Genomic DNA, 6,019 nt, shown 5'->3' with positions numbered 1-6,019 from the left:
AGGCTGCACGCGTCCATGCCCGAGCTGCCGGAGGGGGAAGACGTGCTCTGTGCCAGCAAGAGTCAGGCTGCGGCAAGCAGCGGCGACGGTAGCGTGGAAAGCTAGCGATGGGCAGCATGAGCGACGAGGCATGGATGACCGAAGCCAGCGAGGCCGCCAGGGAAGGGCGTCTGTACCGCCTGGTGGACCCTTCGGAGGCGCCCGGTTGGGTGCTGAGCGACGAGGCGCGCCAGCAGGCGACGCTGATTCGTCACCCGTTGCTGGCCCAGACCCCGGCCCAGCGTCTCTATCTCGAACGGATAGGCCAACACCGCGCCGCGGCGCTGGCTTCGCAACTGGAGCGGCAGCGTGTCGAGCGTGGCGCTGGCCTGCTCGGTCCCGTGCCGCTCTGTGGCTGGCTGATCTCGCGCCATGCGAGCACCAGCATCGCCACTTACCTCAGTCGTCAGCTCAAGCAGATGACGCCGGAAGGGAAGCCTGCCCTGCTGCGCTTCTACGATCCTCGGGTGCTGGAACACCTACCGCGTATCCTCGAGCCCTGGCAGCTCTCGGCGCTTTTGGGTCCCATCGACCGCTGGGCTTATCTCGACACTGAGCTGCATCTGCGCTGTCTCGATCCGCACGGGGAGGTGCGCCGGCTCGGTGGCCTGAAACTGAGCGCCGAGCAGTGGCATGCCATTCAGCGTATCGGCCAGATCAACCGCTGCCGGGAGCTCTATCGCACGCTCCCTGGCTCGGCGGGCCTGTCGAAAGCCCCCGCGGAAAGCGTCGACGCCTTGCTCGTCGCCGCGCACCGAGCCGGTCTGCGGGACCGACCCGACGTGGCCACCTTCGTCCTTCACGGGCTGACCACGCGGATCGATTTTCATCGCCACCCGATCATGCAGGCGCTGCTGGGCCGCCTGGGCGGACGGTTGAATTACATTGGATTGTCGAATCAGCTTTCCGACGCTGACTGGGAAGCGATATCGGACATGGGGGAGATGACATAGTATGACGGCACCATCTCAAGTGAGCGCTTACGCAGCGGAAAATGAGACGGCGGGCCAGGAAAGCGGGCGCTGCCAGTTCTGTGAACGCAAGGGACTACCGATCCTTCCCGTGCGCTATGCCGTGTGTCAGCGTAACGGCCGCAACGGTGATATTCCGGAGCTCGATCCCTCGAGAATCCAGGAGTTCACCAACATCCTGCTGGACAAGACTCTGGTCGGCGGTGAAGAGCAGGGTAGGAGCGTGCCCGACGAGGTCAAGGCGGAGATTACGCAGAGCACCGGCAGCCAGGTCAACAAATACATTCTGCGCCAGCTGCGTCAGGGGTATCTCTACTTCTACGATCAGGACAACCCCAACGGCCAGCACTGGTACGCCTACGCAATCACCAGTGACGGTAAGTACTATCAGTTCCCCGTGCTACAGCCGCCCGCGCTGGACGACATCAAGTTCCCGGATCGCTGCAAGACCAATCCCGGCGATGTCCTGGACGCCTCCCTCGTTACCCTGCCGTTTCCCGAGGACTCGGGCACGCTCTACTACGCATTCAGCGAACACCCCTGGCCCGAAGCCCATATCCGCATGATCGGGAAAGACGCGGGCTGGCGTAACGCCCACATGCAGCAGGTGAATATTCCGGGTTGGGTCGGAGGGCAGCAGCAACCGTTTGCCTTCGGTACGGATGAGTTGGAAAAAGTCGCCGAATACAGCGCGGCGGCAGAGAGCCTGGACGAACAGTTCTGGTCCAGTGGCCCGGCGCGACCGCTATATAAACCCCGCGAGCTTAGGGGCGCCATGCAGCGCCGGCTCGACCACGCCGGCAGTGAATACCAGGGCAAGGGGCTCATTCTCGCGGTCAAGGACGAGATCGGCATCATCGATGAGTTGAACGCCTATCGGCATCAGGCGTTGGCCGAGGTCGAGAATTTCGTCTGCGAAAGTGAAGAGACCCGGCGCAAGCTGCTCTGCATGCAGGCCATCGACGCCTTCAAGCAAAACTTCGCGCGTAACTACGTGGCGAGTCAGGAGCAGTCACTGAGTGACAAAATCGATAAGGCGCGCGCCGAGCGGGATGCCTTTCAGGAGGAGGAGTATTCCCGTGAGGGGGCCTCACCTCGGGAGCGCGCCCAGCATCAGCGGCGTGTCGGTCAGTTGAATCAGGCCGTACGCGAGGCTGAGACAGAAAAAGAGGACTTTCTACGTGAACAGAGGCGTGAGACCACAGCACGGAATGCAGAACGGGAGCGACTGAGAGCCGAGATCGAGCGGCTGAAGCAGGAGAAGGCCGAGCAACAGGCAGAGATCGACCGCCGAGCTGCCAGTGACGATCCAGCGGTCGCTAGGACGGCCGAGGTAATGCGACGTGATCCGTTTTATGACCGCGAGATTCAGCGCAATGAGTTCCTGCTCCACAACACTAAATCCGAAGCAGAGCAGATAGCGGATAGACACGCCGACCAGCTCGACAAGCTTTATGACGCCAAAGAGTTAGAAGAATTTGCCGATCAGCATCAAGCGCGTACCCGTGTCTGCGAACCCCTGCTGGCACTTCACGATGCCGATTACTCGCTCTGGGTGAAGCACCACCTGGCCGATGTGATCGGGCGCTATAGCCAATCCGATTACTGGATGGGATTGGGGTTGAGCGGCCTGTTGGCCAACACGCTACGGGGTGGTGTCTTGGCCCCTGCCAGTGGTGAGCTGTGGCAGTCGTTGGCGGCAGCGATGATGAATGAAGAATCGGTCATTCTATCCGGTCTGTTTTCCAATAATGCCGCGCTGACGGCACAGGCACGGAGCACGGTATCTTCCCTTGCCGAGGGAGAGCATCTGTCAACCGAGACGCTAGAGGCCTGGGGAGAACGTTTCCGCACGCAGCAGGCTTCCACGCTCATGTTGAACGGCAGAAGGCCTACCGCCGACGATATCATCAACCGACTGCACCCTATCCATGGGCAAATCTCCAATACGATCGGCAACGCCATCGCGGCGCTCGTCACGCAGGATTTGATCGTTGGCTCCGATAGCGAGACCAAACCTGCACTACGCAACTTCATACGACTCGAGCAGTTGGCATGGATGAGTGGCCCTGATGTCCAACGAGGCGAAGCACCGCTACCTCAGCTCATCGATGTCAAGATGACGATGGCGCAGTACACGCACTGGTTCCAGCAGATCAGCCAACGCTACCGGGACAATAAGACGAACAGAGGCGTCGATACGGACCTTGCGATGCCATCGCTGACGGGGGGCGGCGGCAATTTCTCCGCCCCGATGGCCGAAAACGGCGTTGTCGTCACGACGACGATTCCATGCTTCGGGCTCGATCCGGCGGTGGTTCGACGTCTGATCGAGAATAGCGCGCCAGAAGAGACCTATGAAGCGGCGCAGACCCAACAGCAGTGGGCAGACGTGGCCCAGAGTGCTCGCGATGTCGCGGGAACCATTGCAGGTACCGGGAATTACGGCAAGCTTCTGGCACTCGGGCTGACTTCATGGAATCTCTTGCTGGCAGTCGACCAGGAGTTGCTGGACGATGCAAACAGCGGTGCCGACTGGAACCGGTTGTTTAGTTCAGGTGTCGGTTTACTTAGCGCAGGCATGGGAGCTGCCGAGGGGTATCAGGCGATTCGGGTTGCCAGCATGGGTCCCGGTACCGAAGGAGCGTTGAGCAGACTCATTAACGGCGATACCTGGAAACTCGGGAACGGTCTGCTGAGTGTGGCAAGCGGTATGCTCTCGATTTGGGACGGCATGCGCAAGTTGACCGAGTCAGCGCGAGCCAGGCGGCTGGGGCAGACGCTGAGCGCCGACAATCAGAAGATCATGGGGGGCTTCGGGGTCGTCAGTGGTATCAGCACCATCCTGGTGATCGGTTTCGGGGTGACGGCGGGTCTGGTCGTGGGGCTCTTCTTCGGGATTCTGACGCTACTGCTGGGTGTCTGGATGGTAACCCTGGTAGCGCCCTCAGTGCAGATGTGGGTCGACCGCAGCCTGGTTGGCTTTCACACCAGCCAGGTGGAAAAATTCGAGGATCTCGTCTCGGAGCAAAGTTCGCTGGAGATGGTGTTTCAGGGCGTGGTGGTGGAGCTATCGTGGGAGCCTGCCGCGCCTGATCCGACGAACTATATCGACTCTGATTCCTCAGGGGCCATGGCATTTAGTATCGATTCAGAGGCACAACAAAAAGAAGAGGACCGTGTTGAAGATTTGGTGCGGATCAACCTCAGGGTTAGGGTGCCTAAGTTGGATTCCATTGAGCTTGTGATTCAGCTTGCTCCGCATGGTGAAAGGAGAGCAATTTTTGACTGGGCTTATCAAAAAAAACGCGGCACTGAAAAACTAGTGTCTGCTGCTGTCTCTGGATATAGTACAACTCAAGAAGCTGAGTTGACTGACCAGCCTCGGTTTGAGTTGGATGGCAAAAGTTATGAGGCAGAGTGGTCTAGGGTATACAATAAAGACGCTTTGACACGACTGGTTGATCTCGTGATTAAATTTAGATGCCAAGCCACCAGTTCTATGAAAAGCGATGTACTTACTTTAGCTGTCGAAAGTTAATTGTTGCGGCAAAAAGGTGCTCTAATGAGGATTTTTGTTTTTGCGTTAGCCATGTTTATGACCTGTGTCGCTCAGGCGGATATTCTATTTCAGGACCCAACAGGTAAAGCTCTGAATGATGCAATTGACAAGCTCTCTGAAAATGGCGTTAAAGATTTATCTTCGCCGAACGTTAGCGAAAAAAAATTCTTTTTAGGGTTGTTTTATGTGAAGGGGGCGCCGGAATTTCGCATTAAGAGAGATTGCGAAAGGGCAGTTAGTTTCTTGCAGGATGCCTGGGGAGGCGGGGTTGTTGACGCTGGCTATACCTTGTCTACCATGTATTATAATGGCGTTTGTGTAAAAAAAGATATCGATGAGTCGAGAAAGCTAGCGACACAAGCTGCCCAGGAAGGTTATATTCTAGCTCAGCGTATGCTAGGCATGTCTTACTTGGATGAGAAATGGGAAAAGCTTTATCCTTACGATGTGGATAAGGGGGTCTACTGGTTGAGTAAAGCTGGTGATGCCGGTGATGGAGTTTCTGCAGGACAACTCTCCCATATGTACGGGGAAGGAGAGGGTGTTTCCGAAAATGACTGTAAATACTTTTATTGGTTAAAAAAGGCTGTTTTTACAAAGTACGAAAAAGGTAACTTGCTTGGGGTGTCTGGATTGGCAAGTGCTTATGAAAAAGGGGTGGGTACTAAAAGAGACTTGGTTAAAGCTTATAAGTACTATGATCTGGTTGGGTCTGCTGGTGTCGAAGGTAAACGGCGTATCGCCAAGGAAATGACCCAAGAGCAGATCGACGAAGCTCTTCGTCAATCCAAAGAATGGCAGAGAGAAAATAATGTTCAGGTTGGTGGTGGATTTATTCGCCGTGCCAATTGAGGTTGCTGTTTTGCCAAGATTGTGGCGTGTGAGTTTAGAATTAAGACCCATGGCATTTTCCATGGGTTTTTTTATTAAATCATCTTCGCTCCGGTAGAAGGGAACGGTGTTGTCGTGACAACGACAATTCCATGCTTCGGACTCGATCCGGCAGTCGTTGGGTGCCTAACTTAGAATAGTTCGCCTAGAGGTTCCGGACGATACAAACAGCGGTGCCGACTGGAACCGTTTGTTTAGTTCAGGTGTCGGTTTACTTAGCGCAGGCATGGGAGCTGCCGAGGGGTATCAGGCGATTCGAGTTGCCAGCATGGGCCCCGGTACCGAAGGGGCGTTGAGCAGAATCATTAACGGCGATACCTGGAAGCTGGGGAGCGGTCTGCTGAGTGTGGCAAGCGGTATGCTCTCGATCTGGGACGGCATGCGCAAGTTGACCGAGTCAGCGCGCGCCAGGCGGCTGGGGCAGACGCTGAGCGCCGACAATCAGAAGATCATGGGGGCTTCGGGGTCGTCAGTGGTATCAGCACCATAATGGTGATCGGCTTCGGGGTGACGGCGGGTCTGGTCGTGGGGCTCTTCTTCGGGATTCTGACGCTAC

The 6,019-nt window shown here is 56.8% G+C and carries 4 protein-coding genes; all 4 read left to right on the top strand.

Annotation, left to right across the window (positions count from 1 at the left end):
- The first annotated feature begins 116 nt into the window (after positions 1 to 116).
- The 4 genes from AC3AYF_RS17220 (at position 117) to AC3AYF_RS17205 (ending at position 5,953) form a co-directional block, all read left to right on the top strand.
- Positions 117 to 992, top strand: coding sequence for a DUF4123 domain-containing protein (locus tag AC3AYF_RS17220; RefSeq protein WP_295040971.1), 876 nt, complete (start codon positions 117 to 119; stop codon positions 990 to 992).
- 1 nt (position 993) lies between these two features.
- Positions 994 to 4,551, top strand: a complete 3,558-nt coding sequence (locus tag AC3AYF_RS17215) for a T6SS effector BTH_I2691 family protein (RefSeq protein ID WP_295040969.1) — start codon at positions 994 to 996, stop codon at positions 4,549 to 4,551.
- A gap of 24 nt (positions 4,552 to 4,575) precedes the next feature.
- Positions 4,576 to 5,424, top strand: coding sequence for a tetratricopeptide repeat protein (locus AC3AYF_RS17210; protein ID WP_295040967.1), 849 nt, complete (start codon positions 4,576 to 4,578; stop codon positions 5,422 to 5,424).
- A gap of 331 nt (positions 5,425 to 5,755) precedes the next feature.
- Positions 5,756 to 5,953: a hypothetical protein gene (locus tag AC3AYF_RS17205; protein ID WP_487780076.1), complete on the top strand. Its 198-nt coding sequence runs from the start codon at positions 5,756 to 5,758 to the stop codon at positions 5,951 to 5,953.
- Positions 5,954 to 6,019: the final 66 nt, after the last annotated feature.

Source organism: Salinicola sp. (assembly GCF_982684285.1).
Note: the sequence above shows the minus strand (reverse complement) of the source record. Positions and strands in the feature narration are given on the sequence as shown.

What these genes read in the sequence shown, in the direction of transcription:
- AC3AYF_RS17215 (WP_295040969.1), top strand. Translation starts at nt 994, where the DNA reads ATGACGGCACCATCTCAAGTGAGCGCTTACGCAGCGGAAAATGAGACG.
- AC3AYF_RS17210 (WP_295040967.1), top strand. Translation starts at nt 4,576, where the DNA reads ATGAGGATTTTTGTTTTTGCGTTAGCCATGTTTATGACCTGTGTCGCT.
- AC3AYF_RS17220 (WP_295040971.1), top strand. Translation starts at nt 117, where the DNA reads ATGAGCGACGAGGCATGGATGACCGAAGCCAGCGAGGCCGCCAGGGAA.